The organism is Stenotrophomonas maltophilia (assembly GCF_900186865.1).
Classification (GTDB): Bacteria; Pseudomonadota; Gammaproteobacteria; order Xanthomonadales; family Xanthomonadaceae; genus Stenotrophomonas; species Stenotrophomonas maltophilia.
In genome coordinates, this window is the sequence record NZ_LT906480.1 from 4,625,197 (window position 1) to 4,649,611 (window position 24,415).

Below are 24,415 nucleotides of genomic sequence, written 5' to 3' on the forward strand. Positions count from 1 at the left end.
CGACATCATGAAATCACGTGCAGCAGTAGCCTTCGGGCCAGGAAAGCCGCTGGAAATCGTCGAGATCGACGTCGAGCCACCACGCAAGGGCGAGGTGCTCATCAAGATCACGAATACCGGCGTTTGCCATACCGACGCCTTCACCCTGTCGGGCGAGGACCCCGAAGGTATCTTCCCGGTCGTGCTGGGTCATGAAGGTGCGGGTATCGTCGTGGAGGTGGGTGAAGGTGTGACCAGCGTGAAGCCTGGCGATCACGTCATTCCGCTCTACACCGCCGAATGCGGCGAGTGCCTGTTCTGCAAGTCCGGCAAGACCAACCTGTGTGTCGCGGTTCGCGCAACCCAGGGCAAGGGGCTGATGCCCGATGGTACGACTCGCTTCTCGTACAACGGTCAGCCGGTTTACCACTACATGGGCTGCTCGACCTTCAGCGAATACACGGTCGTCGCCGAAGTCTCGCTGGCCAAGATCAACCCGGACGCCAACCACGAGCACGTCTGCCTGCTGGGCTGCGGCGTGACCACCGGCATCGGTGCCGTGCACAACACGGCCAAGGTACAGCCCGGCGACTCGGTGGCCATCTTCGGCCTCGGCGGCATCGGTCTGGCTGCGATTCAAGGTGCACGCCAGGCCAAAGCGGGGCGCATCATCGCCATCGATACCAATCCGGCGAAGTTCGAACTGGCTCGTACCTTCGGCGCGACCGAATGTCTCAACCCGAAGGACTTCGACAAGCCGATTCACGAGGTTCTGATCGAGATGACCGGCTGGGGTGTCGATCACACCTTCGAGTGCATCGGCAACGTCGACGTGATGCGTTCGGCTCTGGAAGCTGCCCACCGCGGCTGGGGCCAGTCGATCGTCATCGGCGTCGCTGGTGCTGGCAAGGAAATTTCGACCCGCCCGTTCCAGTTGGTCACCGGTCGCACCTGGAAGGGTTCGGCGTTCGGTGGGGTCAAGGGCCGCACTCAGCTTCCCGGCATGGTGGAAGACGCAATGAAAGGCGAGATCGATCTCGCCCCGTTCGTCACCCACACCATGGGCCTGGACGACATCAACAAGGCCTTCGACCTGATGCATGAAGGCAAGTCGATTCGCACGGTGATCCACTACTGATCACCCACTATCCATTCAACATCAGCCACCAAGGAAATCAACCATGTCCAATCCTGTCATTTCCGGCGACGGCATCTTCTCGCACGTCTTCGTCGGCGCCGCCGACCTCCAGGAGTCGACCGCGTTCTATGACGCCGCTCTGGGTGCTCTCGGCATCAAGAACCTCGGTCCTTTCGGCAACGGATGGGTGCTTTTCGGTCGCGAAAAGCCGGCTTTCATCATCGCCCGTCCGGGCAATGGTGAAGCGTCTTCCAGCAACGGCGTGACGGTCGGCTTTGCGGCCGCCACTCCCGCCGAAGTGGACGCCTTCCACGCCGCCGGCCTTGCCGCAGGCGGTACCGACGAGGGCCAGCCCGGCCCGCGTGGCCACCTGCCGGGTGCCTATGCGGCCTACCTGCGTGATCCGGCGGGCAACAAGGTCTGCGCGTACACCTTCGTCTGAAAGCCCGGAAGCTGAGGGCGTTCTGAAAAGGCCAGCACAAGCCTCTAGACGGCCAGCCTATTGGACGGACCGTGTAGAGCGGTGCCCGCTCATGAAGATGGCCCGCAGCCATGTGCCAAACGCATGGCTGCGGGCATTTGCTTTGAAGCGTGTTTTTTCACCAAGAAGAAATGAGGTCGTTGTGAAAGAGCCGGCCAACATCAATACGACGACCGTACACCCCACTGCGACCGCCACCGTGTACGGCATGCCGGCCTATACCGATCGTGCTGCCGCCGCGGGTGAAGTGCACGCGCGCCCGCATCTGTTGATTCAGGCCCCCCGCGGCATATTGCAGCTCGCTTTCATGACCGAAGGCGACCAGGCCAGGGATCAGATGGCGATGAGCGAGTTGTCCCATCGCTTCGGCGTTGCCGAACCCGACCATGCTACGCCGCTTCACGGCGTGACATGGGATGAAGGAGACCTGCACTGCGAAAAGCACACCGAGTTCTCGACGTATCTCTGGTGCGCTTCGCTGGATTCCGAGACCGGAGAGCCGTGCGGCGAAAATCCGTTCAAGCATGGATTTGTTCCTCCCGGCCCGGTCGTATCCGGCATCCGTTTGAGACTTCTTCCGTGGACGCAGGAAACGGAGAAGGAGGTCGATCGCTTCGATCCTGCCAGCCTGTGCTACTCGCTGGTGGAGAACGGCTCAGCGTCGCTTTGAGCTGGGTATGGAACCACAGCATCGGCTACCGCGGCTCTCGCATCATCATGCATGCGATTGCCGACAAAGAGCCCACGGCGTTGGACAAATCCGGCTCCCTGGATTGAGGTGCCAACGTTATCGGAACGTCAACTATCACAAATGCCAGGGTGAGGAACTTGGCCGATCTATTCACGACAAAGCCCAAGCCTCCCTTGGCCGAACTCCTGCGGCCCAAGGCGCTGGATGAATTCGTTGGGCAACGGCACTTGCTCGACCCCGGCAAGCCGCTGCGTCTCGCGTTCGAGGCGGGCAAGTTGCACTCGTTCATCCTCTGGGGGCCGCCAGGCGTGGGCAAGACCACCCTGGGGCGCCTGGCCGCCAGTGCGACCAACAGCCGATTCATCGCCATCTCGGCCGTGCTGGCCGGGGTGAAGGACATCCGGCAAGCCATCGACGAGGCCCAGGCTGAACTGGACAACCATGGTCGATCGACGGTGCTTTTCGTCGATGAGATCCATCGCTTCAACAAGGCGCAGCAGGATGCCCTGCTGCCCCATGTCGAGTCCGGTCTCCTGACCCTGGTGGGGGGGACGACCGAGCATCCGGGGTTGGCGGTCAATTCCGCACTGCTCTCGCGCGCACAGGTCTATACCCTCGAACCGCTGTCCAGCGACGAACTGAACCAGCTCTACGAACGCGCACTGCCGCATCTCCAGGGCGTCACGCTGGACGCGGACGCGCTTGACCTGCTCAAGGGCTTTGCCGATGGCGATGGCAGGCGCTTCCTCAATCTGCTTGAGCAGGTGACGAATGCGGCGTCGGGCGCTGGCAAGACCGTGGTCGATGGCGAGTTTGCCAGGCTGTCCACCAGTCCATCGCTGCGCAGGTTCGACAAGGGCGGTGACGAGTTCTACTGGCAGCTCTCAGCCTTCCACAAGTCGCTACGGGGCTCCGACCCCGATGCGGCCCTGTATTGGCTGGCCCGCATCCTCGACGGCAGCGGCGACGTAAGCCAGGTGACCCGCCGCATGGTGGTGATGGCCAGCGAAGACATCGGCAATGCCGACCCGCAGGCGCTGCAACTGGCACTCAATGCCGCGCTGGCCTACGACAGGCTGGGCTCACCCGAAGGTGAGATACCGCTGGCCCAGGCGGTGACTTACCTCGCACTGACCCCCAAGTCGAATGCCGCCTATGCGGCCTGGGATCAGGCCAAGGCATTCGTCAAGCGCAGCGGTTCCCAGCCAGTGCCACTCCATCTTCGCAATGCGCCGACGAAGCTGATGAAGCAGATGGGCTATCGCGAAGGCTACCGCTACGCGCATGATGAGCCCAACGGCTATGCCGCTGGGCAAACCTATTTTCCCGAGGGCGTGGCGCGGCCGGGCTGGTACCAGCCAACGGACAGGGCGTCGAGCGAAGGCTGGGAGAAAGGCTTGCTTGGCTGCGCTCGCTCGATGACGCGACGCCGCCAAGCCCGGACGCTTGACCGACATCCCCCCCGAAATCGGCCCATTGCTACCTCACGAACTACAGGATAAGAATATGCCAGACGCTTCTCTCGGTGAATCCTCTGCGAATATCAGACGGAGTCGAGTTGCCCGCTATCTACGCACGGAGTCTGGGGCGGCGGTGCTGCTGGTGATCGTCACGGTTGTGGCGCTGGCGTGGGCGAACTCGCCGCTATCCGATGCCTATTTCGGGTTGTGGCACCTGGACGTCGGGTTCAACTTTGGGCCGCTGGGCCTGCACATGGACCTGCATCACTGGGTCAACGATGGCCTGATGGTCATCTTCTTCTTCCTGATCGGCCTGGAGGTGCGTCAGGAATTCGCCCACGGGTCGCTCAGGGACCCCAGCCGTGCCCGTCTCGCCCTGATCGCGGGGGTCGCGGGTGTTGTGCTTCCCGCGCTGGTGTACGTCCTGCTCGTGGGGCTGGCCGGAGGTCAGGGCCTGCACGGGTGGGGGGCGGTGGTCGGCACCGATACGGCGTTCATGCTGGGCACCCTGGCGATCGTCGGTCCGCGGCTGTCTGGTCAATTGCGTGTGTTCCTGCTCACCCTGACCGTGGTCGATGACTTCCTCGCCGTGTCCATCATCGGCATCGTCTATAGCGAGGAGATCCGCGTCGTGCCGTTGTTGATCGCCCTTGCCAGTCTCGTCGGGTTGTGGTTGCTGGGGCGCACCCGCCAGTGGCGGGCAATGCCGTATGTGCTGATCGTGATCGTGCTGTGGCTCGCAACCGTGTATTCCGGCATCCATGCCTCCCTCGCCGGGATGGCCGCGGGGCTGCTGATCCCCGCCTATGCGACGCAACGTCACGGGGTCGTTGCGGCAAGACAGTTGTTCCGTGACTTCTGGCAGTCTCCGAGTGCCGCATCGGCCCGCGCGGTGGACTACGGGCTGTCCCGGGGTATCTCGGTGAACGAGCGGCTGCACGAGTTCCTGCGGCTGCCGACGGCGCTGCTGATCGTGCCGGTGTTCGCCTTGGCGAACGCCGGGGTGGACCTGCGTGGCGGGCTGCTCGCCGAGGCCTTTGGCTCGCCAGTCACGTGGGGCATCATCGCAGGGCTCGTGCTCGGCAAGCTCCTGGGCATCGGGCTCACCACGCTCGTCGCCATCCGTCTCGGCCTGGGCCGGCTGCCCGAGGGCGTCGGGGTGGGGAGCGTGTTCGGTGGGGCGGCGCTGTCCGGGATCGGCTTTACCGTGTCGCTGCTGATCATCGGGCTCGCGTTCGGCACGACCTCGGACCTGGGCCGCCAGGCGACGGTCGGCGTGCTCGTGTCGATGGTGTTCGCCACGTTGCTCGGGTGGCTCATCTTCAAGGTCGCCGCCCAGCGGTGGGGTGAGAAGACCGCGGACCTGCCGATGGTGCTTGAGCCGCCGGTCGATCCGGAGATCGATCACATCCGCGGGCCGGAGGACGCGCAGCTCACACTCGTCGAGTACGTGGACTTCGAGTGCGAGTACTGTGCGCACGCCACCGGTTCGTGGGACGATCTTCGCGCCCACTTCGGTGACGACCTGCGGTATGTGGTGCGCCATCTTCCGCACCACCCGCACGGGCCGATTGCCGCGCGTGCGTCCGAGGCAGCGGCGAACCAGGGGATGTTCTGGCCGTGGCTGGACTTCGTGTTCACCCGTCAGCACGCGCTGGAGCGCGAGGATCTGATCGGCTACGCCGCAGAGCTTGGGCTCGACGTCGATCGGTTCATCGCCGATCTCGACAGCCCTGCGGTGATCGAGCGTGTCGAGCGCGACCTCGCCAGTGCGGTCGCCAGCGGTGCGCACGCCACGCCGACGTTCTTCGTCGAGGGTCGCCGCCTGCGCGGCAGCTACGACGCCCGCTCTGTCACCGCAGCACTGGAAGCCAGCCGCCGCGGCACCCGAACTCAGGAAGTCCCGTCCTGAGCGGGACGAACTACAAGTCAAGAACATGCCAAACAATTCTTTCGGTGAATCCTCTTGTGCCGCTGCGGCCAGCGGCCTCGTGCAGGTGCGTGGCGCGCGCGAGAACAACCTCAAGGAGGTGGACGTCTCCATCCCGCGTAACGCGCTGGTGGTGTTCTCGGGTGTCTCCGGCTCCGGCAAGTCCTCGCTGGCCTTTGGCACCATCTATGCCGAGGCCCAGCGGCGCTACTTCGAGTCGGTGGCTCCCTATGCGCGGCGACTGATCGACCAGGCCGGCGTGCCGGACGTCGATGCGATCGACGGCCTGCCGCCGGCGGTGGCGCTGCAGCAGCAGCGAGGCTCCAGCAACGCGCGTTCCTCCGTGGGCAGTGTCACCACCCTGTCCAGCCTGGTGCGGATGATGTATTCGCGTGCCGGCGCCTATCCGGCCAACCAGCCGATGCTGTACGCCGAGGATTTTTCGCCCAACACGCCGCAGGGAGCGTGCCCGACCTGCCACGGCCTGGGCCATGTGTACGAGGTGACCGAGGCGAACATGGTGCCCGACCCCTCCCTGAGCATCCGCGAGCGGGCGATCGCCTCCTGGCCCCCCGCCTGGCAAGGCCAGAACCTGCGCGACATCCTGGTCAGCATGGGCTACGACGTTGACCGACCGTGGAAGGACCTGCCGAAGAAGGATCGCGACTGGATTCTGTTCACCGAGGAAACACCGACGGTGCCGGTGTACGCCGGCCTCACGCCGGCCGAGACCCGCGCCGCGCTCAAGCGCAAGATGGAGCCGAGCTACATGGGCACCTTCACCGGCGCCCGACGGTATGTGCTGCAGACCTTTGCCAACACCCAGAGCGCGCTGATGAGAAAGCGCGTGTCCCGGTTCATGGAGGGCAAACCGTGCCCCACCTGCCACGGCAAGCGGCTCAAGCCCGAGGCGCTGTCGGTCACGTTCGCCGGCGTGGACATCGGCGAGTTCATGCAGGTGCCGCTGGACCAGTTGGCGGCCTTGCTCGAACCCATCGCCCAGGGCGATTTCCGCGCCCATGCAGCGGGGGCGGCTACGGACAAGGAAGCGACCCGACGCGACCGTGCCGAACGCGCGGCCTCCGGCCGCGCCGTCCATGCGGTATCGCCCGACGTGCGCCGCACCTCGGCGCTATCGGAAGAAAAGCGCCTCGCCGCGCAGCGCCTGGCCGGTGGCGTGATGGCGCGCCTGCGTCAACTGCGTGGGCTGGGTTTGGGTTACCTGACGCTGGACCGAGCCACGCCGACGCTTTCAGCCGGCGAGTTGCAGCGCCTGCGGCTGGCGACGCAATTGAGTTCCATGCTGTTCGGTGTCGTGTACGTACTCGACGAACCCTCGGCGGGCCTGCACCCCTCCGACAGCCAAGCCCTGTACGACGCGCTCGACCGTCTGCGCGAGGCCGGCAACTCGGTGTTCGTGGTGGAGCACGACTTGGACCTGATGCGCCGTGCACAATGGCTCGTGGATGTCGGGCCGGATGCCGGCGAGCGTGGCGGCCGCGTGCTCTACAGCGGCGAGCCGGATGGCCTGCGCAAGATTGCCGAATCGCGTACTGCACGCTACCTGTTCGATGAGATCCCCGCGCCGGGAAGCCGGGCACGCGAAGCGACCGGCTGGCTGGAGCTGCAGGACATTCACCGCCACAACCTGCATGGCGTGAATGCGCGCATTCCGCTGGGCGTGCTGACGGCCGTCACCGGCATCTCCGGCTCGGGCAAGTCCAGCCTCGTCGCGCAGGCCCTGCCGGAGCTGGTGCTGCTGCACCTGGGCCACGAGCCGGAAGACGATGCGGCCGAAACCGCCACCAGCGAAGGGCCGACAGTGATCGAAGCGACTGGCGGTCGTCTGGCAGGCGACGTGGACGCCATACAGCGAATGGTGCAGGTGGACCAGAAACCGATCGGGCGCACGCCGCGGTCGAACCTGGCCACCTACACCGGCCTGTTCGACCATGTGCGCAAGCTGTTCGCTGCCACGCCCGATGCGCGACGCCGCCGCTATGACGCCGGGCGCTTCTCGTTCAACGTCGCCAAGGGGCGCTGCGAGACCTGCGAGGGCGAGGGCTTCGTCAGCGTGGAACTGCTGTTCATGCCCAGCGTGTACGCGCCGTGCCCGACGTGCCATGGCGCACGCTACAACGAGGCCACGCTGAAGGTGCAATGGAACGGGCGCAACATCGCCGAGGTGCTGCAGATGACCGTGGACGAAGCCAGCGAATTCTTCGCGGGTGAAGACGCTGTGGCAAGGCCACTGCAACTGCTGCGCGATATCGGACTGGGCTACCTGCGCCTGGGGCAACCGGCCACCGAGCTTTCCGGTGGCGAGGCGCAGCGTATCAAGCTGGCGACCGAGCTTCAGCGCAGCCAGCGCGGCCGAAGCCTGTACGTGCTCGACGAGCCGACTACCGGGCTGCATGCGTCGGACGCCGACCGGCTGCTGGTACAGTTGCAGCGCCTGGTCGATGCCGGCAATACCGTAGTGATGATCGAACACGATATGCGCGCGGTGGCCCAGGCCGATTGGGTGATCGACGTGGGGCCTGGTGCAGGCGCTGCCGGCGGCAGCATCGTGGTGGCGGGCTCCCTTCAGCAGGTGGCCCGAACGTCTGGCAGCAGAACCGCTCCGTTCCTTGCACAGGAGTTGGCGCGGGCCGAGTAGCTCAGTTCGCCAAATGTTGCCAATTTTCGCGGGGACTTGATCGTCGCCACACGACGGTGGCGATCAATGCCCGAATCGCGTCATCCTTCCTGAGTCAGAGCAAGATGGGGGTTGTTGGGCGGTATTTCGGCGAGTGCCAAGGACCCATCTTCGAGGAGGTAGCCATGCAGTCGGCGGGACTTCCTCGGGCCCGTGACTTCACAGGTCCAAGTGTTCAGTCCTGGGCTGCTTTCGATGTAGCTGCAGCTTCTCGAAGCTCTTCTGCACCCACTGCCAATCCTGTTGATTCTCCTGCTTGGCGAGTGCGGCCACTTCGGGATGCTCCTGCGCATAGCGTGTGGAACACACCCGGGCTGACCAGGCAGGCCGTGTCATTCACCGTATGCACGAGTACCTTCGCGTCGTTGATGATGAACCGTCGTGAGGCGATTCCCTGCTTCAGCCAAACCATGAACTGTTCCCCGGATGGCTTCGTTGCCGATGGCCCAGGCGTAGGCGCGGGTGCAGGCGATGGAATGGACGTCGCGGCTGTTGCTGGCGCGGGGGTGTGGAGGAACTCCTCGGCATCCTGGCCAACGCCGGCCGAATCACCCAAGCCCACCATCGCGAGCAAATCCTCCATGACGTCGGGCACGGGCTGGGCTGCGGGCGGTGAAACGATGGTGGTGCTGTCGCCCTCCCAAATCGGCCTCGGCACTACCTGAGCCGGAGACGATGTACGAGTTCGGCGGGCGGCGAAGCAAACCGAGGCAACTTATCAATTAAAGATCGTGATGGCGCACAACACTCGGTAGACGCCATCGATTCACAGCTTCGCAAGATCGAAGGGCAGAGCCTTGGGTATAAAGTGGCTCGTTTCTTCGGTCTTCTGGGGCGGTGACTTACGCGACCTGCAGTGTCGGATAGTCTGTATAGCCCTTGGCGCCACCTGCGTAGAACGTGTTGGAGTCAGGCGCGTTCAGCGGTGCCTTGGCCCTGATGCGTGCGGGCAGGTCCGGGTTAGCCAGGAAGGCGGTGCCAAAGGCCACAGCGTCAAGCTTACCTTCGGCAATAGCTGCCTCTGCCTCATCAGCGCTGTAACCCATATTGCCCACCAACACACCCTTGTACTTTTCACGCGCTACGGGCATGACATCGGCCTTCTGCACGCCGAAGAAATCGGCGCGCATCACGTGCAGGTAGGCTAGCTTGAAGGCATTGAGCCTATCGGCCACGAAGCCGATGAAGGCCAGCGGGTCGCTGTCTTTCATGCTGTTGAAGCTGTTGAGGGGCGACAGGCGCAGACCCACACGTTCGGAACCGATCGCCTGGGTCACGGCAGTGAGTACCTCGAACAGCAAACGTGCACGGTTTTCCGGCGATCCGCCGTAAGCATCGGTGCGCTGGTTGGGCGTGTCGCGCAGAAACTGGTCAATCAGGTAGCCGTTGGCGCCGTGTACTTCCACACCATCAAAGCCGGCGGAAATGGCGTTGCGTGCGCCTTGAGCAAACGCAGCCACGATGCCGGGAATCTCTTCGACGGCCAGGGGGCGGGGCACCGCGTGCGGCACCTTGCCTTGGGGCGTGTGGATCTCACCCTCAATAGCGGTGGCGCTGCTGGAGACAATGGGGGCGCCATCGGCAGCGCCAGGGTAGGCTGCGCGGCCAGCGTGCCAGATCTGCATGAAGATGCGTCCGCCCTTGGCGTGCACCGCGTCGGTCACCTGCCTCCAGGCTGCAATCTGCGCGTCGTTGTAGATGCCAGGCTCATTGACGAAGGCCGATGTACCGGGCGCCACCATGGTGCATTCGGAAATCAGCAGGCCGCCGGTGGCTCGCTGGCTGTAGTACTCGGCCATCAGCGCGTTGGGCATGTGGCCAGCGTCGGCACGGGCGCGTGTCAGTGGTGCCAGAAGGATGCGGTTGGGCAGGTTGAGAGAACCTACTTGAAGTGGATTGAATAGCATGTGGATGAAAACCCAGATTAGTGAACAGAAAACAGTGGTAAAGCTAACAGTATTCCCAATACTCTGACCTTTGAAAGGTCACTGAAAACTATTTTGGCACGGCTGGTGCTTTCGCACCCAACGCACGATGTAGTAGACGCAAGTGGGTAGGCCTTTGCTTCGGACAGTTTCCCGGCGGTCTCCAGCCGTACATACACCAAACGCCTCTGGTCATCCACCGCGTCGCAACTCCCTGACACCCCGGCCCAGCTTACGGCGCAACAGGGCCCGCAGGGTCACCCCATCCGAGTACCCGACCTGTGCGGCGACCTGGTCGACGCTCGCGTTTCCGGTGCGCAGGAGATGCACGGCATGTTCCACGCGCAGGTCCTGGAAATACGACAGCGGTGTCTTGCCCAAAACGCTTTGCAGCCGCCGCGCCAAGGTACGCTCGCTTGTGCCCGCGGCGCTGGCCGCCTCGGCGAGCGAGAACCCCTTCGCGAGCCGACGTCTGGCCCAGCACTCGAAGCGCTCCACCATCGGGTCGGCATGCGCAAGGTGGTCGGGAATCACGAACTCGGCTTGCGAACTGCGTGTCTCGACCAGCAGATAGCGTGCCACCAGGGCCGCCAGCGCCGGACTGCGCTCCCGGATGATGCGCAAGGCCAGGTCGACGTGGGCCAAAGCGGCACCCGCGGTGGTGAAGCGTGTCGAGTTCACGATCATGCGTGACTCGTCCAGCGTGACGTTCGGATAGCGCTGCCGAAACATCGGCCCCAGCCACCATGACGTCGTCGCACGATGCCCATCAAGCAGGCCACTCTCTGCAAGCAAGAAACTACCGGAGCAAGCGGCACCTAGGTGCGCGCCAGCGGTGGACCACTGCTGTAGCGCCGCGACCGCGTCGGGCACGTCGGGGCGTGTGAGCCGAGCCGAGAGCGTGTCAGGCATCTTGTCACCAAACGCGGGCACAAGCACGACGTCTGGTTCCGGCATACCACGCGCAGTGACCACGGGGACCGTCAAGCCTTGCGCAGTTCGGATGCGACGCCGCACGCCCACCAGCGTGAGCTCTATGTGCGCGGGAGCTTGTGGCAGCGAGCCCGCCATCGCATTGGCCAAGCCCACTGTGTCAGTGAGCGCCGCAAGCCCCAGATCAAACACGCCATCACAAACAAGGATGTGGAGTTTCATGGCAACAATGATATCAAAGTTGTCATTATTGCCTATAGAGATGGTTGTTATGAGGATTTAGATTGCAGGCTCGTTGATCCATTCACCTAACCCATTTACCCAAAGGAATACATCATGACCAAGCTCGCTCTGTTTGTTCGCCTCGAAGCCAAACCCGGCCAGGAGGCTGCGCTTGCCGACTTCCTGGCCAGCGCACTGCCGCTCGCCAACGCCGAGTCCGGCACCACGGCCTGGTTCGCATTGAAGTTTGGCCCTTCGACGTTTGGTGTGTTCGATGCCTTTGCCGATGAGGCAGGTCGCCAGGCGCATCTGAACGGCCAGATCGCCGCGGCCTTGATGGCCAACGCCGTGACCTTGCTCAGTTCTCCGCCCAATATCGAGAAGGTCGAACTGCTTGCAGCCAAACTGCCTGCATGACAACTCGGCCTTGACCCAATCAGCTCACGCTGCAGGATGGGGGTCACACAGCCCTACGTGCGACCCCTCACTCGTGTGATGACGAATGAGTTTCTCAATAGCCTCGGGTGGGACTTTCGTATGGTAGCTGTGCGCACGATACGCCTGGGAGTTCTTCCCAGCGCGGAGGCCCTCCTGTCTTGACCGCAGTTCCTTGGACCCGGTGTAGCGTAAGCCTGAATCGCCCCGGGATTCCCGGAGGCTCGTTGGCGTGAGTCACGTCTCCGTGACGTGCTGTCGCTGTTGATAGTAGTTCGCTTCGGCTTCGGCGGGTAGGATGTAGCCGATCGATCCGAGTAGTCGCCGGTGGTTGTACCAATCCACCCAGCGCAGCGTGGCCAGTTCCAGCTCTTCGCGACTGCGCCAGGAACGACGATGCACGACCTCGGCCTTTTACAACCCATTGATCGTTTCGGCCAGCGCGTTGTCGTAGCTGTCTCCGACGCTTCCGACAGACGGCTCGATGCCGGCTTCGGCCAGGCGCTCGGTGTAGCGAATCGACACATATTGCGATCCGCGGTCGCTGTGATGCACCAGCGCGTCGCCCGGACGCCGCGCGTGAAGCGCCTGTTCGAGCGCATCGAGCACGAATTGGGTCTGTTGGCTCGACGACAGCTTCCAGCCGACGATTCGCCGCGCGTAGACGTCGATGATGAAGGCGACGTAGGCGAATCCCTGCCAAGTCGAAACAAAGGTGTAGTCGCTGACCCACAGTTGGTCCGGACGGTCCGCTTTGAACGTGCGATGCACCAGGTCCAGCGGACAGGGTCGGGCCGGATCCGGATGCGTCGTCCGAACCGACTTTCCGCGCACAACCCCGGCAATCCCGAGTTTTCGCATCAAGCGTTCGACCGTGCATCGCGCCACCTCAATCGCCTCGCGGTTCATCTGGCGCCACGTCTTGTCGGCCCCGTAGACCTCGTGGTTCTCCGTCCAGACACGCTGAATCTCCGGCATGAGCGCAAGGTCACGCCGGACGCGCGGCGACGCCCGGAGCGTGTCCCGGCGCCGCGCAGCATGCTCCCGGTACGACGACGGAGCGATCTGCAGAACGCGGCAGATCGGCTCGACTCCGTAGACGTCGCGGTGCTCGTCGACGAACGAGCGCATCACTTGGTGCGGCGGTCGAGCTCCGCCTGGGCAAAATACGCCGACGCCTTGCGCAGGATCTCGTTCGCCTGGCGCAGTTCGCGGTTCTCGCGCTCGAGCTGCTTCAATCGCTCCAGATCCGACGTCGTCGGCCCGGCACGCATGCCTTGGTCACGCTCGGCCTGCCGAACCCAACGACGAAGGGTCTCGGCCGTGCAGCCGATCTTGCCGCTGATCGAACCGATCGCGGCCCACTGCGAGTCGTGGTCCTTCTGGTGCTCCAGCACCATCCGGACGGCCCGCTCCTGTACCTCGGGGGAAACTTCGACTTTCTCATGGCTCCATCCTCTCAAGTGATGGAGCCTCCGGGGAAGCCGGGGCGATTCATACAGTCAAACGAGTGACTTGTTCAGACCTTCCCTAAGGCAAAGCCGGCAACGACCCAATAGCTGTCTGCAATTCATCGAACACGACCCGGACTCTCGCTGGCACAGGGGCGCGCTGAGGCCGATAGACATACAAGCCCCAAGCCGGGGGCTCTTCCTTCTGCAGAACCCGCACCAGTTTTCCACTGGCGATATAGGGGGCCGCCATGTAGTCCGCCAATTGAGCAAACGCAATTCCGGCCAATGCGGCGCCCATTTCCATGTCGGCGTTGTCCGCGATGAAGGCTGGCGACACAGGCGTCCACTGGCGTCCTGCACTGAAGTGCCAGGACCACGGTCGCCCGGTATTGATGTCGATGGCCGCTGTCACCGGAGAACCGGCCAGTTCATCGACTCCATCCGGTGTTCCCACCTTCTTGGTCAGACGCGGAGCTGCAACGATTGTAAGGCGCATATCGGCAGCCTTGCGCGCGACGAAACGACTGTCGCGCATGAACCCGACCCTGACCCCGACATCGATCTTGTCGTCGACCGCATTGCTGATGCGATCAGACAAGCGCACATCCAACATGATGTCGGGATGACGTTTGGCAAAGCCCATCTCTCCGGCAAGGTTGCGGCGGCCTTGATGGCAAAGGCCGGGGAACTATTCTCCGAGCCGCCGACCATCGAGAAGGTAGAGGTGCTTGCGGCAAAGCTGCCCGGCTAGGCAACTCGGCAGGCGTAGACAGCCGAAACCGCCTTCGGGCGGTTTCAATGGCTGCTGGCTCGAAAACAGGGGCCAGTGCAAATAAAACCACCCCTTCGATGGGCGGCTCGACAGAATTGCAGAGGCGCACGACACATCGTCCGCTTTGGGTCGGTAGCGGACATTGCCACCTTCCCTTACGGTCGGTCTGGGCCCATGTCCGCTTTCCGCCAGAAGCAGACTCTAGGGGGAACTCCAAGCAATCGTATGGCATCATCATGCCGACTGAGCGGACGCGGACGAGCTGATCGAGATCGGCCGGGCCGGTGTACTGGACTAAGCACGCTCACGCGATTCGATCACCCAAATTAGTGTCGATCAGTTCTGCTACGAGGTAGATTCCTGGATGAAATCGTTGTTGCAGTGCGTTGAGTGCACCAAGTCGGGCAGCGTCCAACCGTACCTGTTTGTAGGCGACTACTACGATGGACACACGGTCGAGGCCACATGTCCGCTCGGCCACGCAGCATTCTCCATCGTCCAGAACCCAAAGTTCGAAACGCTGCTGACCGCTGCCGCAGACGCATTGATCCATGATCAGACGCTTCAAGCTGTCGCATGCCTGGCTGCGTCGCGCGAGCGACTTTTCGAGCTTGCGATCCGTGTCTTCGCCCGGTCCAGCGGTGTTGATCCGGGCAACTTCGAGGCTTCGTGGAAGGAGGTGGCCTCGCAGTCTGAGCGGCAGTTCGGTGCTTTCTTGTTTCTCTATCTTGCTGCGACCGGAAAGCCCTACGAGTTCGACAAGAAACTGGCTACTGCCCGGTACGCGGCGCTCCACAAAGGCGAGATTCCAACGACAGGCGAAGCATTCGATTACGCAGGCAAGGTCTACCAAGAGATCTCGAACTTGGCGAACTACCTGCGGACTGATCACAAAGAGTCGCTGCGTGCCGTGCTCCACGAAGAGAACATGCGTAAAGCCGGCCGAGCTCCCAAGGGTGTTCCAGTAGGAACCATTGCACTCTTCAGCATCTACGGAATCGAGGCAGAAGAGAACAGGGCAAATTTCAAGGAAGCGTTCGATCAGTACAGAGACTGGTTGCCCGCGCTACCGGAAGTTGCGGAATCGACACAAAAGGCTTCTGGCGTGCATACGACAAGGAGTCATCCGCCGCACTCCGAATAGAACCTTGCTTCCATGGTTCGCTGAGGCGGGATCCGCTTCGTACGCATTCCGATTCATGTGACGTCACATGATTGGACGTTAATTGAGCACTTCAGAGTGTCTCGGTTCGGAGGCACGTATTTTCGACAAGGCATACTACAGATACTATTTGGCAACAGGCATACTTGATTCACCTCAGTAACCTTCTCACTCGCACATGTCGAGCTTTCTCAACCCTGACGCTCTGCGGCTCTTCTTCGGCCCCCATTTCGACGTGGATGTCGCCATGGACGCGGTCATGCGGTACCAAGGCGTGAATGTCCTCAAAGGCGAACTTCGTGATTCAGCGACCACAGGTGTCCCGCACACGGGTATCCGGCTTGTCGGCCATCACGACGTGGACACCGGGTCTTCGATTTTCACTTTGATGCTGGAGCCCGGTCATATGAGCGGGGTAAGTTTTTTCGCTGAAAGCAAACATCGCTTGTTCGGAGGCAGCACACTGGTGTGCGTGCCCCTGCTTTACTGCTCGACGGAGTACACACCTACCGGTGATCACATCGTCTATCGGCATACCTACAAACGGCCACTGTTCACTCAAGAAGAGCTTGAGAGAATTAAAAAGAGTGGAACCGCAGAAGAGCAAGTTAAGGCGTTTGTTTTCACCAAAAGCCGTATCGGCTACGAGACGATCAAAGGCATGAGCTATGTCGGCCGATCTCGGCGCTCGTGGCAGCAAAGATACATGGAGCACGTTGAAGAAGCGCTGGAAAAGAACTCGAACCGCCGCTTTCACGAGGCTATGCGGGGGATGCAGGGCCAGAACGTGATCTGTGTGCACGACATCTCGGCTTATGGGATCCCTGAAGCCTCAGCCAAAATGATCGAAAGGCAACTGATCAAGACTTCCACGTTGTATCCGATGGGACTAAATATGCGGATCTAGACCCGTGAGAGTTCATCCGCAACGTCATCTTTCTGGTGGCAGGAAATCGACCACTGGCGCAGTGTCCGCTTCCGGCCAAGACTGGACCTCGACTATCCAAAGGTGCACAAATTGAGGTGTTCTCGACACTCTGCAGTAGAATCTAAGCAGATTTTTCCGGGGACTCAGCTCTCCATCTAGCAGTGACAATCCTCTTCGATCAGCAACATAGGCGGGTGTAGGCGTCCTTCACGAAGGAAACTACCTTCGGTGCCAAGCAACGGTGGCTTCCCGATCCCTACAACACGATTGGCTGGCGCGGTGATCGGTACCGGGTTACTCGCGTGCTCCTGCTACCCGCACCTAGCTTAAGGCAGGGCTGATAGCGACGGTGCTACAAGTCTCTACCGGCACCTGTCGCGGGTCTCCGCCGCTTGGTGCACCTCTACGCCTACTATAGATTGAGGTCCATCAGCGAGATTCCATCGGCAAAGGGTGGCGACCTCTCAGAGGCCCCCCCCTGCCGGAAGTCCAGGCCTAAGTGACCGCATCAGCTTTCCGAGCCATCCGTACGGCCCGTGCAATGTGACAGCTGATCGGTCTCAGTTGGCTCTAGCCGATCTGGCCGAACCCGACTGGCGGTGCAGCCCCACGCCGAGCTGCACTGCCAAATTACAGGATACGCTGGCATCTAGGCCAAACTGATGTTCCACAATATCCCCCGGCCGACGTCTTGGATCTTGCCACTCTGACTCGGGGAAATCTGGCTTCGAACCGCAAAGAATGACCTAGGAAGCTCGAACTAAAAATTAGGAGAGAGAGAGAATGGAAAAGCTCAAGCTCCAACTGGAGAACTGCTACGGAATCCGCAAGTTGGACGTCGTGCTGGACTTCGCCGGCACGGCAGCTATCGCCATCTACGCACCAAACGGCTCGATGAAGAGCTCTTTGGCATGCACCCTTCAGGACATCGCCAATGGAAACCCATCGCGCGACAGAATTTTCCCGAACCGCGCGACGGTCCGCGTGGTCAGCGATGAGAACAATGCCGACCTCGTTGCTAGCGATGTACTCGTGCTTAGGCCATTTGAGGATTTCGCCAGCAATGGAAACGCCACCGCTACGCTCTTGGTGAATGCCACACTTCGTGAGGAGTATGAAGCGCTGCACACTGGAATCACCGCTGCGCGAGCAGCACTTGTCATGGCGATCAAGACCACCTCGAAAACCAGGCGCTCTGTGGAGCGCGAGATTCTGTCAACGTTTGCGCCTGCAGACGGAGATTTCAACACTGCTTTGGTTGAGCTTAAGGATGAGCTGTCAAAGGACTTGAAGCCAGACTTCAAGGATGTCCCCTACGACGTGCTAAACGATGAGAAAGTCGTGGCATTCTTGGGCCAAGGTGATTTCCGCACGGCGATCAACGAGTACACGAAGAAGTACAACGAGTTGCTCGCCGCGTCGAAGTACTTCAAGAAGGGAGGCTTCAACTATTACGCGGCTACCAACGTCGCCAAGGAGCTGAAGATCAGTGGCTTCTTTAAGGCAAATCATACCGTTCGACTCAGCGGAGACGAAGAGAAGGAGATCAAATCCGAGACAGAGCTCCAAGCTCTTGTTGATGCAGAGCGCGCCAAAATCTCTGAGGATGCTGCTCTTCGGAGGAAGTACGAAGAGCTTGAAAAGCAGATCCAGAAGAACGCGCAGGTTCGCGAGTTTGAGGCGTACATGCAGGGGCACGAGGAACTGCTGCCCGAGCTGGCCGATCCAGCGGCCCTGAACAAGAAGCTCTGGCTGTCCTATCTGAAGGCGAATCACGATCTATACACTGACCTCATCAACAAGATCGAGAACGCTGCGGTTCGCTCAGCCAAGATTGAGGCGCAGGCCGGCCAAGAGCACACACAATGGCAGGGTGTGATTGATATCTTCAATAGCCGCTTCATCGTCCCGTTCCATCTCGAGGTGGCCAACAAGGTTCAAGTTGTTTTGGGAACGGAGACAGCACCGCGCCTGGGCTTTGTCTTCAAGGAGGGGGGTGATCAAGCACAAGTCGAACGAGACACGCTTCTACAGACGTTAAGTACTGGAGAAAGAAGAGCGTTTCACGTATTGACTATGTTGTTTGACATTGAGGTACGCGGCTCGGCAGGCAAGCAGACACTCCTAGTTGTTGACGACATCGCCGACTCTTTTGACTACAAGAACAAGTACGCCATCATCCAGTACCTTTCCGACTTGGCTGAAGGCCAGAATTTCAAACTGCTCATCTTGACCCACAACTTTGATTTCTATCGGACCATCGAGAGCCGTCGTCTCGTTCATCGGAAGAACTGCTTCATGGTGTCAAAGACAGCCACTGGGATAAGTCTGGAGGCTGCCCAGGGCGTGCGTAACGTCTTCATCAATGTGTGGAAACCCGCATTTTTCACCGATCACCGCAAGAAAATCTGCTGTATTCCCTTCATGCGCAACCTGATTGAGTACATGAAGGACGAACAAGATCCAGACTATCTTCTCCTCACGTCCCTGCTTCACTGGAAGGCCGGTACAGATCAGATCACCGTGGCGGATCTTGATGGCATCTACTCCAGGCTCTTTGGCATCAACGGACAGTCTGGCAACCCTGGAGAGCGACTCATCGATATTCTAGGCATTGAAGTCGCTACTTGTCTGCAGGCCCCGGATGGAATCAACTTCGAGAATAAGGTTGTGCTGGCGATTGCTACGCGCCTGCAAGCAGAGCGATTCATGGCGGGGAGGATCAACGATTCAGCTTGGCTGGCTGCGATCACAACCAACCAGACTCAGGCGCTACTGAAGCGCTATCGGAACGACTTTTCTGCCGAACTTCCCAACATTGGCGTCATTCAGCGCGTCCTACTGGTGACGCCGGAGAACATTCATCTGAACTCTTTCATGTATGAGCCAATCTTGGACATGTCCGATCAGCATCTTCGCCGCGTCTACACGGAAGTCGCCGCATTGGTCTAGCGGCGGAGGACAGCTGTGCTTCCTGCATTACGGCGACCAGCGCACCGCCGCCGATGACCACGAACTAGTCCCGGAGTTTCGCAAACCACTGGCCAAACTCCGGCGCGCCGGCGATCAAGCGAAGACCTCATCGAGCAGGTCCCGCAGCGCGCCGTCCAGTCTCGGGTCGCCCTGTCCCTGCAGGGACAAGTACAGCGACAACCGGTCCACGGCGGCGCCCGCGCCGCCCAAGCGGGTGGAATAGGCCCAATGCTGCACATCTGCGTAGCCCTCGCCGGCCACGGGGAACCATTCTGGTTCCGGATGCCCACGGAAGTAGTCTCGCGGAATCGCCGCGACCGGCCGCGCTGGCGCTGCCAGTTCGGTGAACACGGACAGACCGGTTTCCCCTGCAGCACGACAATCATCGGCCGGCAGCATGGCCAAGCCACCCTTGCCGATGCCGGTTGTGCGCAGCACCGGCGAGCGCAGCCGCCGCAGCGCCGCCTCCCACAAGGACCGTCGCGTTTGCAGGAACCGCAGGCTCGTCTCCCGTCCCTTGCGCCGGGCGCTGACCAAGTTAGCCGCCACCAGTTCGCGGGCTACCCGCGAGGCGGTCATTCGCGAATAGCCTGCCTCGCGCGCAAGTTCGAGCGGCACCCACGGGACGCTCCCAGGGATGCCGCGCTCCTCAAAATCGGGCCGCAGTAGAGCGGCGATCAGAACTGCTTGCGCTGGGTGGCTCCGGTGCTTCCCAACGGATAGGGGCACCGGTGGAGACGAATCGCGCTCGCGCAGGCTCATCAGGAAACTCGGAGCGAACAGCTGGCTGCCAGGCACAACGAAATCCACACGAGACTCGATGAGCCTGGAGCGAGTGTATGGCGACACGCCCGAGAGCACGAGAACGACCCTCAAGCCGGCCTTTTCAGCCAGCAGGTGCACCTGTGCGATCAGCCGAGAAGGTGGCGTGGGTTCCGCCTGTGTCGGGACCTTGGCCAGCAGCACCCGCAGGCCCAGCAGATCAATCTCGGCTAGGCGGAACATGCTGTTGAGAGAGTGGGGCAAGAAGCGCGCCTTGGAACTAGGCCTGGGCTCGAACTCCGCGACCATGTCGGGTAGTAAGTTCTGGAGGTAGTGGGCAGCAGCCTGGAGGTCGTTCATACAACCGTATGTAACAAAGTAATCTGACAGTATCACAGAGCGGTTACGATCTAATCTGTCCGTTACAATCCCGTGCATGATTTACCCTGCTACCTAGGCAGGCGAGCGCTCCACTCAGACTCGAGTTGCTTCCTCCTGCTCACTGGGGAGTTGACGAAGGGCCGCAAGCAGCAGGTCATACGGGAACTGGGGGTGTGCCCCCCTCGCGCCAAGCGGTCATCCGACGGCCTTGAATCCATTCGGCGCACTAGCTTGGCATTGCGCGGATGCATCTGAACTGGCCAATAGACTCGGCAACTAGAGGCAATTGGACACTTACGCGTGCCCGTGCGCTCACGCGCCATTCTGCCGGGCGTACCAGGAGGCTCACGATGTGGACAAGGCCGCTCGATGCGCGCAATGTGCGCTGTGACCATTTGTAAGACGGAACTTCCCGTGCGGCCGACCATACTCGCATTGGATCTTGAGGGAACTCTCATATCCAATGCCATCAGCCAGATCCCCCGACCAGGTTTGCGTAGCTTTCTGGACGAAATGCGTTCAAATTTTGACAGTCTTGTCCTTTTTACCACCGTGCCGAAAGATCGTGCGCAAGCAATTGGAACTCTCTTAGCGAAAGAAGGCAGCGTCCCTGCTTGGTTCTCTGGGCTTCAATACATTGATTGGTCGGGAAAAACCAAGGACCTGCGCTACGTCTCCCCATACCTTGGCAATGCGCTGCTACTCGATGACCATGGTCCGTACGTCCATCCCGGACAAGAACATCTCTGGGTTGAGATTCCACTCTTCGGGTCTCCTTATCCGCCAGACGATGACGGACTAGAGGTAGCCTCGCGCCTTATTCGCGCACGAATCAGCGAGCTTATCAGCGCGAGCAACGAAACTCGCCGAACAGAGCCGCATTGAACATGCGTCGGCCCTGCAGCTATCCGCGACCGCCATGGCGGCGTTCGGCCCTCAACCCTATGAACGGCCGACGCTATACTGGGCGCAAGCCGTCCCGGCATGTCCTTCCATACACTACGGCTCTTTCTGTAGCCGAAATCGCGTACTGAATGAAGCGCCAGGTCGGCCGAAGTTCGGTGTGCTATCGACCACCTGGAGCGCTATGACCACAAGGACCTTGCAACTGGTTCGAGCCTCAAGTAATCAGCCAATGTCGGGGAATTGTTACTCGTGCAGCGCAGGCGCCGACCCAAGGCCGCTCCAACCTCTAGCTCGCCCGGCTGCGCAATCGCTTAGCCTTCAGCATGGCCATTGGACTAACGGTGGGCACTGGTACTAGCGTGGTCAGGTGCTGTTCTAATCCCAATGCCTTGAGGACAGAGATCAGCGTGTGAACCGTTGATCCTTGCCCACTCTCAAGCTGCACCAATGCTCTGCGAGAGATCCCGGCTTTATCGGCCAACGCTGCCTGGGACACGTTGGAGAGAAGGCGACGCGCCCTCAACCGCTTTCCCAGGGCTTCCGCAATCTCTTCAGGAGACTGGACTGGCATGTGACTCATTTGCGCGCAAAAGTGCTCATTAGGGCCTCTCTTCACAGGTTGTGCGCGGAATGCTGCGCAATCCCAGCCTCTCCGTGCCCCGTAAAAATGGCAATGAAAGCAAGGCAGCGCCCCATTGTTACACTCGGATAAGGGCAGCCAGCTTAGCGGTTCCGACTAATGCTCGCACTGTAGCGACCATCATGTCCTCCCGAGGGCAAGCGGGCGGCCGCCATGACCATGCGGCGGCCGAGTTCTTCTCTAGTGCTAGCGCCTCGGAGCCGGTGCTCCTGAGGAGGTCGGGCTACGTGCCATTTAGTGCTGGACGCTATTTCTTAGGCGTCTAAGATCATCGATAGCACAGCTTCCGGGCGCCTCAGCGCGGTGCACGACGTCCACCTATCCCATGAGGGCTACCAGAGACGGTTGAGCCTGTACCTCAATGGCACAGTGGTTGACCGGAGAACGAGCACCGTTGACCGCACGATTGCTATTGGCGCGTCGCTCTCAGGCTTCGTCACACGGCCGGATGACGAGCTAGGCCTATCCATCGCAACCAGCCATCTGAACAGCCGGGTTTCAGCAGACCGCCGCTTGCGGGAAGTCTACGGATCTGGCGTCCGGCCAGGCAACGATGAGTTCGCGGCGGAGTTCTACTACCGAGTGAAACTCGGGCCGCACCTGTCATTCAGCCCAGATCTCCAGTGGATCAAAAGGCCCGGCGGCAACGGAGACCGTGGAGATGTCGTCATCATCGGTGCCCGTACGTCCGTATCGTTCTGAGGCCGCTAGAAGCGTAGGTAGGTGATCATCCGCTTGCGCGCCATCGGTTCTGCACGCCTTTCGGCGTAAGTAGCTTACTTCAGAACCAAAAACATGTCTGACGGTAGTGCCCGTATCGCTTGCTAGTTCCCCCTCAAGTTCTCTACTTCATTTGGGCGGCGACAGAGCCTCCCATATGAAGCTCGTGTGAGCTGGCATGAGATTCCTTATGGCAATAATGCTCAAAAAGCGACCGCAGCCAATCTAGTCATCCACGACTTCCTGAGGACGTACGCATGCGGCTTACTAGCGCGACCATTCTTGCCAGCTCCGTCTTTCTGACTGCCGTTTCGACGTCATACGCCGAGGACATTCTGGTGGAAGGCGGATATGTGATGACGATGGATCCCGGCGTCGGCGATCTAGAACAGACTGACGTTCTGATAAAGGGAGGACGCATTGTTGCCATCGGCAGAGGCCTCAAGGCGGGCACCGCTAGGCGCATCCAAGCAAAGGGTGCGATCGTGTTGCCGGGATTCGTTGACACCCACTCCCATCTTTACGTCACGACAATGCGTGGTCAGTTCCGGAACAAGGAAGGTCAGTTCTTTCCTGTGAGCTCGAAGCTTGCAGGATCAATGACACCACATGATGTCGAAACCGCAATGCATCTTGGTGCACTGGAGCTGATCAGCAGCGGAATCACCACCACGGCAGACTTATTCGACAACGTTATTGGCCCCGCGCATGGGGAGGCGGGATTGCGCGCACTTCAGCGATCTGGAATTCGTGGGACGCTGTACTACGGGGGACCAGATAAGACCACGAAGCACCCGATGAATCTCGATCAACTTCGCTCTATTGCCTCTAGGCTGGACAAGAGTGCCCAAGTGGGCGTCGGCTTGGCGTGGCGGCTACCACGTAATCGTACCGATGCTCGCAACTGGGCCATGCGTCAGCAAGAGTTCGATACAGCAAATGAGCTGGGACTGCCTATCCAGGTGCATGTGAGTGGCGAACCTGGCCCAATGCTTGATGCACTCATTGAGCGTGAGTACCTATATCCAAACCTGACCGTGGTTCATGCCCCGGATGCCAGCGCGGAACAACTCAGAGTTCTAGAGGCAGCTGGCAGCAGCCTGGCCGTGACGCCTATCAGCGAACAGCGCGTTGGATACGGATTAACCCGCTTTGATCAGTTCGCACTCGTCAGTAAGCAAGGGCTCGGCATCGATGGTAATTCGCTAGCTGGCAGCGCGGAGATGTTCGCCACCATGAGACTTGCATCCCTTACCTGGAGTGGCGGGGCACGTAGCGAAACGGCACCGGATGCGCGGTCCTTGCTTGAATTGGCAACGATAGGCGGCGCAGAGGTCGTCGGTATGGCAAGCGAAATTGGCACACTGTCCGTGGGTAAGCGCGCTGACCTGCAGATCATCCGCTTGGACTCGTTGAATCTCGCAGGCTTTGGCGGCGGAGACCCTTCAGCCTTGCTGGTCCACTCGGCACACCCAAGCGACGTTGACACAGTGATAATCGGCGGACGGGTAGTCAAGATCGATGGCGACTTGGTCGATGTAGATCGACCCAAGCTTCTGCAGGATGCGGAAGGATCTGCGCGTGCTCTTACGTCAAGGGTAGCGGAACGCGATTGATAGCCTTCGAGGACATCCACGTCCCAGCTAGTAGTGCTAAGTGCTATCCCCAATAGAGGGCTCGAGAGATTGGTGGGAACACGCCCCGCGAGAGGAAATGAATAGGTGCATGGCCTGCCTTGACTCCATGGCCTCCAATGGCAGCTCGATTCTCAATCGATAGCAGATTGATCTTGCATAGGCGATCTGGGCTTTGGTTGGCCGCTTTA

18 protein-coding genes, 3 pseudogenes and 1 other annotated feature are annotated in these 24,415 nt (G+C 60.8%); of the genes and pseudogenes, 13 read left to right on the top strand and 8 right to left on the bottom strand.

Translation table 11 applies throughout. The annotated features are described in order from the left end of the window. The first annotated feature begins 7 nt into the window (after nt 1-7). From CKW06_RS21830 to CKW06_RS21855, 6 genes are all read left to right on the top strand, one after another. Complete coding sequence (locus CKW06_RS21830; RefSeq protein WP_024957959.1) at nt 8-1,117, top strand: S-(hydroxymethyl)glutathione dehydrogenase/class III alcohol dehydrogenase; 1,110 nt, start codon at nt 8-10, stop codon at nt 1,115-1,117. A 43-nt stretch (nt 1,118-1,160) separates the two neighbouring features. After that, nucleotides 1,161-1,559 carry a VOC family protein gene (locus CKW06_RS21835; RefSeq protein ID WP_024957960.1) on the top strand — a complete coding sequence of 133 codons (399 nt, stop codon included), beginning with the start codon at nt 1,161-1,163 and terminating at the stop codon, nt 1,557-1,559. A 91-nt stretch (nt 1,560-1,650) separates the two neighbouring features. Next, nucleotides 1,651-2,268: a DUF3422 family protein gene (locus tag CKW06_RS21840; RefSeq protein WP_223224752.1), complete on the top strand. Its 618-nt coding sequence runs from the start codon at nt 1,651-1,653 to the stop codon at nt 2,266-2,268. Nucleotides 2,269-2,462: 194 nt separating this feature from the next. Further along, nucleotides 2,463-3,791 (top strand): replication-associated recombination protein A, encoded by a 1,329-nt coding sequence (locus CKW06_RS21845; protein ID WP_269458352.1) that lies wholly within the window; start codon nt 2,463-2,465, stop codon nt 3,789-3,791. A 4-nt stretch (nt 3,792-3,795) separates the two neighbouring features. Continuing rightward, on the top strand, nt 3,796-5,661 hold the full coding sequence (gene nhaA / locus CKW06_RS21850; protein WP_024957961.1) for a Na+/H+ antiporter NhaA: 1,866 nt from the start codon (nt 3,796-3,798) through the stop codon (nt 5,659-5,661). 25 nt (nt 5,662-5,686) lie between these two features. Beyond that, complete coding sequence (locus tag CKW06_RS21855; RefSeq protein ID WP_024957962.1) at nt 5,687-8,338, top strand: excinuclease ABC subunit UvrA; 2,652 nt, start codon at nt 5,687-5,689, stop codon at nt 8,336-8,338. A gap of 80 nt (nt 8,339-8,418) precedes the next feature. On the opposite strand, the pseudogene CKW06_RS24250 reads toward CKW06_RS21855, so the two are convergent. The 4 genes and pseudogenes from CKW06_RS24250 to CKW06_RS21870 form a co-directional block, all read right to left on the bottom strand. After that, nucleotides 8,419-8,713: pseudogene (locus CKW06_RS24250) on the bottom strand (conjugal transfer nickase/helicase domain-containing protein). Between the two features lie 13 nt (nt 8,714-8,726). Further along, nucleotides 8,727-8,960: pseudogene (locus tag CKW06_RS24255) on the bottom strand (conjugal transfer nickase/helicase domain-containing protein); the annotation flags it as partial. 259 nt (nt 8,961-9,219) lie between these two features. Further along, entirely contained in the window at nt 9,220-10,284 is a 1,065-nt protein-coding gene (locus CKW06_RS21865; protein WP_024957963.1) for an alkene reductase, read from the bottom strand. A gap of 210 nt (nt 10,285-10,494) precedes the next feature. Then, nucleotides 10,495-11,457, bottom strand: coding sequence for a GlxA family transcriptional regulator (locus CKW06_RS21870; protein WP_049460453.1), 963 nt, complete (start codon nt 11,455-11,457; stop codon nt 10,495-10,497). A 114-nt stretch (nt 11,458-11,571) separates the two neighbouring features. Here CKW06_RS21870 and CKW06_RS21875 point away from each other — a divergent pair, with 114 nt between their 5' ends. Continuing rightward, nucleotides 11,572-11,874, top strand: a complete 303-nt coding sequence (locus tag CKW06_RS21875) for a putative quinol monooxygenase (protein ID WP_024957965.1) — start codon at nt 11,572-11,574, stop codon at nt 11,872-11,874. A gap of 255 nt (nt 11,875-12,129) precedes the next feature. Here CKW06_RS21875 and CKW06_RS21880 read toward each other — a convergent pair. Further along, nucleotides 12,130-13,292, bottom strand: a pseudogene (locus CKW06_RS21880) (IS3 family transposase). Further along, nucleotides 12,949-13,065, bottom strand: a sequence feature (AL1L pseudoknot). It overlaps the preceding pseudogene by 117 nt. 130 nt (nt 13,293-13,422) lie before the next feature. Next, a complete protein-coding gene (locus tag CKW06_RS21885) occupies nt 13,423-13,989 on the bottom strand; it encodes a substrate binding domain-containing protein (RefSeq protein WP_024957967.1) in 567 nt (188 codons plus the stop codon). Between the two features lie 493 nt (nt 13,990-14,482). Here CKW06_RS21885 and CKW06_RS21895 point away from each other — a divergent pair, with 493 nt between their 5' ends. The 3 genes from CKW06_RS21895 to CKW06_RS21905 all read left to right on the top strand — a co-directional run bounded on the left by CKW06_RS21895 (nt 14,483) and on the right by CKW06_RS21905 (nt 19,160). Next, complete coding sequence (locus CKW06_RS21895; RefSeq protein WP_125358468.1) at nt 14,483-15,262, top strand: hypothetical protein; 780 nt, start codon at nt 14,483-14,485, stop codon at nt 15,260-15,262. Nucleotides 15,263-15,458: 196 nt separating this feature from the next. Continuing rightward, on the top strand, nt 15,459-16,187 hold the full coding sequence (locus CKW06_RS21900) for a hypothetical protein (protein WP_024957969.1): 729 nt from the start codon (nt 15,459-15,461) through the stop codon (nt 16,185-16,187). Between the two features lie 804 nt (nt 16,188-16,991). Then, nucleotides 16,992-19,160 carry an AAA family ATPase gene (locus CKW06_RS21905; RefSeq protein ID WP_024957970.1) on the top strand — a complete coding sequence of 723 codons (2,169 nt, stop codon included), beginning with the start codon at nt 16,992-16,994 and terminating at the stop codon, nt 19,158-19,160. A 114-nt stretch (nt 19,161-19,274) separates the two neighbouring features. Here CKW06_RS21905 and CKW06_RS21910 read toward each other — a convergent pair whose 3' ends face one another. Continuing rightward, a complete protein-coding gene (locus tag CKW06_RS21910) occupies nt 19,275-20,303 on the bottom strand; it encodes a hypothetical protein (protein ID WP_032964216.1) in 1,029 nt (342 codons plus the stop codon). A 399-nt stretch (nt 20,304-20,702) separates the two neighbouring features. On the opposite strand from CKW06_RS21910, the gene CKW06_RS21915 reads away from it, so the two are divergent. Further along, nucleotides 20,703-21,209, top strand: a complete 507-nt coding sequence (locus CKW06_RS21915) for an NIF family HAD-type phosphatase (protein ID WP_194434212.1) — start codon at nt 20,703-20,705, stop codon at nt 21,207-21,209. Between the two features lie 307 nt (nt 21,210-21,516). Here the strand turns inward: CKW06_RS21915 and CKW06_RS21920 are convergent, their stop codons facing one another. Beyond that, the gene (locus CKW06_RS21920) at nt 21,517-21,810 is read right to left on the bottom strand and encodes a helix-turn-helix domain-containing protein (protein WP_075076580.1); all 294 of its coding nucleotides are present in this window, start codon (nt 21,808-21,810) and stop codon (nt 21,517-21,519) included. Nucleotides 21,811-22,173: 363 nt separating this feature from the next. Here CKW06_RS21920 and CKW06_RS24260 point away from each other — a divergent pair, with 363 nt between their 5' ends. Together CKW06_RS24260 and CKW06_RS21930 are read left to right on the top strand one after the other, a co-directional pair. Then, on the top strand, nt 22,174-22,572 hold the full coding sequence (locus tag CKW06_RS24260) for a carbohydrate porin (protein WP_223224770.1): 399 nt from the start codon (nt 22,174-22,176) through the stop codon (nt 22,570-22,572). A gap of 275 nt (nt 22,573-22,847) precedes the next feature. After that, nucleotides 22,848-24,206, top strand: coding sequence for an amidohydrolase family protein (locus tag CKW06_RS21930; protein ID WP_024957973.1), 1,359 nt, complete (start codon nt 22,848-22,850; stop codon nt 24,204-24,206). Nucleotides 24,207-24,415 lie beyond the last annotated feature (209 nt).

Coding starts and splice junctions, on each gene's coding strand:
- CKW06_RS21830 (WP_024957959.1), top strand. CDS start 8: ATGAAATCACGTGCAGCAGTAGCCTTCGGGCCAGGAAAGCCGCTGGAA.
- CKW06_RS21835 (WP_024957960.1), top strand. CDS start 1,161: ATGTCCAATCCTGTCATTTCCGGCGACGGCATCTTCTCGCACGTCTTC.
- CKW06_RS21840 (WP_223224752.1), top strand. CDS start 1,651: ATGAAGATGGCCCGCAGCCATGTGCCAAACGCATGGCTGCGGGCATTT.
- nhaA (WP_024957961.1), top strand. CDS start 3,796: ATGCCAGACGCTTCTCTCGGTGAATCCTCTGCGAATATCAGACGGAGT.
- CKW06_RS21855 (WP_024957962.1), top strand. CDS start 5,687: ATGCCAAACAATTCTTTCGGTGAATCCTCTTGTGCCGCTGCGGCCAGC.
- CKW06_RS21865 (WP_024957963.1), bottom strand. CDS start 10,284: ATGCTATTCAATCCACTTCAAGTAGGTTCTCTCAACCTGCCCAACCGC.
- CKW06_RS21870 (WP_049460453.1), bottom strand. CDS start 11,457: ATGAAACTCCACATCCTTGTTTGTGATGGCGTGTTTGATCTGGGGCTT.
- CKW06_RS21875 (WP_024957965.1), top strand. CDS start 11,572: ATGACCAAGCTCGCTCTGTTTGTTCGCCTCGAAGCCAAACCCGGCCAG.
- CKW06_RS21885 (WP_024957967.1), bottom strand. CDS start 13,989: ATGGGCTTTGCCAAACGTCATCCCGACATCATGTTGGATGTGCGCTTG.
- CKW06_RS21895 (WP_125358468.1), top strand. CDS start 14,483: ATGAAATCGTTGTTGCAGTGCGTTGAGTGCACCAAGTCGGGCAGCGTC.
- CKW06_RS21900 (WP_024957969.1), top strand. CDS start 15,459: ATGTCGAGCTTTCTCAACCCTGACGCTCTGCGGCTCTTCTTCGGCCCC.
- CKW06_RS21905 (WP_024957970.1), top strand. CDS start 16,992: ATGGAAAAGCTCAAGCTCCAACTGGAGAACTGCTACGGAATCCGCAAG.
- CKW06_RS21910 (WP_032964216.1), bottom strand. CDS start 20,303: ATGAACGACCTCCAGGCTGCTGCCCACTACCTCCAGAACTTACTACCC.
- CKW06_RS21915 (WP_194434212.1), top strand. CDS start 20,703: ATGTGCGCTGTGACCATTTGTAAGACGGAACTTCCCGTGCGGCCGACC.
- CKW06_RS21920 (WP_075076580.1), bottom strand. CDS start 21,810: ATGAGTCACATGCCAGTCCAGTCTCCTGAAGAGATTGCGGAAGCCCTG.
- CKW06_RS21930 (WP_024957973.1), top strand. CDS start 22,848: ATGCGGCTTACTAGCGCGACCATTCTTGCCAGCTCCGTCTTTCTGACT.